The sequence below is a fragment of the Streptomyces sp. NPDC031274 genome, from assembly GCF_055570235.1.
In genome coordinates this window covers 1-1,873 of record NZ_JBVIHP010000132.1, presented here as the reverse complement: position 1 = coordinate 1,873, position 1,873 = coordinate 1, and the positions used below count along the sequence as shown (strand labels likewise).

The 1,873-nt window shown below is 68.7% G+C and carries 1 protein-coding gene; it reads left to right on the top strand.

Annotated features, from left to right (window positions below; all coding sequences use genetic code 11):
* The coding region (locus ACZ5CR_RS44220) for a type I polyketide synthase (protein ID WP_468869043.1) at positions 1–1,873 on the top strand (1,873 nt) is incomplete at both ends.

Below are 1,873 nucleotides of genomic sequence, written 5' to 3'. Positions count from 1 at the left end.
GGTACGACGTTGGGTGATCCGATCGAGGCGCAGGCACTGCTGGCCACCTACGGGCAGGACCGGGACGCCGAACAGCCGTTGTTGCTGGGGTCGGTGAAGTCCAACATTGGTCATACGCAGGCTGCGTCTGGTGTGGCGGGTGTGATCAAGATGGTGCTTGCGATGCGGCATGGTCTGGTGCCGGAGTCGCTGCACGTGGATGCGCCGTCGTCACATGTGGACTGGTCTGCGGGAGCAGTCGAGTTGCTGTCCGAGTCGCGGATGTGGCCGGAGACCGGCCGTCCGCGCTGTGCGGGTGTGTCCTCCTTCGGCGTCAGTGGCACCAACGCCCACATCCTGCTGGAGCAGGCGCCCGCATCCGAAGCCCAGCCGGAACCGCAACTGGAGCCGGACGACGAGACGACGGTGCCCTGGGTGCTGTCCGCCAAGTCGAAGACCGCGCTCAAGGTGCAGGCGGAGCGGTTGCGGTCGGCACTCGCCGAGGGCGTGCGGCCGCTGGACGCCGCGTTCTCGTTGGCGACGACGCGTGCGGCTCTGGAGCACCGCGCTGTCGTGGTTGGTTCCGGGCGTGAGGAGTTGCTGCGGGGTCTGGACGCGGTTGCGGATGGTGCTCCGGCTGCGGGTGTGGTGCGGGGTGTGGCTCGGGACGATTCGGGTCTGGCGGCGGTTCTGTTTTCGGGGCAGGGGTCTCAGCGGCCTGGGATGGGCCGGGAGTTGTATGAGGCCTATCCGGTGTTCGCCGATGCGCTGGATGTGGTGTGTGCCGGGTTTGATCGTGAGCTTGAGCGGCCGCTGCGTGAGGTGCTCTTCGAGGACGGGGAGCTGCTGAACCAGACCGGCTATACGCAGCCGGGTCTGTTCGCTCTTGAGGTGGCCCTGTATCGGCTGGTGGAGAGCTGGGGTGTGCGTCCGGATTACGTGACCGGCCACTCGATCGGCGAGTTGGCGGCGGCGCACGTGGCCGGGGTTCTGTCCCTGGACGACGCGGTCACGCTGGTGGCGGCTCGCGGGCGGCTGATGCAGGCGCTGCCCGAGGGTGGCGCGATGCTGGCGGTGGGTGCCGACGAGGCGACCGTGACTCCGTACCTGGAGGGCCGCGAGGCCCAGGTGTCTCTGGCCGCGGTGAATGGCCCCTCCTCCATCGTGATCGCCGGTGACGCGGATGTGGTGGCCGAACTGGGCGAGGTCTTCGCGGAGTTGGGCTTCAAGACCAAGCAGCTGCGGGTCAGCCACGCATTCCATTCGCCGCACATGGACGCGATGCTGGAGGACTTCCGTCAGGTCGCGGAGTCGCTCACCTACTCCTCGCCGTCGATCCCGGTCGTGTCGAACGTGACCGGCGAGGTCACGGCGGACGTGGCGTCTGCCGAGTACTGGGTACGTCATGTCCGTTCCGCGGTGCGCTTCGGTGAGGGCGTTCGCTGGCTGGAGGGCCAGGGCGTGGGCGTGTTCCTGGAGTTGGGCCCGGATGGCGTGCTCTCGGGCATGGCCCAGGAGTCCCTGACCGGCGACGCACAGCTGATCGCGGCACTGCGCAAGGACCGCCCCGAGCCCGAAGCGCTGGTCACCGCGCTGGGCCGTCTGCACACGGCGGGTGTGAGCCCGGACTGGTCGGCGTACTTCGCCGGCACCGGTGCCCGCCGGGTGGACCTCCCCACCTATCCCTTCGAGCGTCGTCATTACTGGTTGGAGCCGGTGGCTGTCGCGGTTGATGGGGCGGCTGGTGGTTCGGCGGTGGATGGTGAGTTCTGGTCGGCGGTGGAGCGGCTGGATGTGGATGGGCTGGCTGGTGAGCTGGCGGTGGAGGAAGAGGCGGTGCGGGCGGTGTTGCCCGCGTTGGCGGGTTGGCATGGGCGCCAGCGTGAGCGGTCGG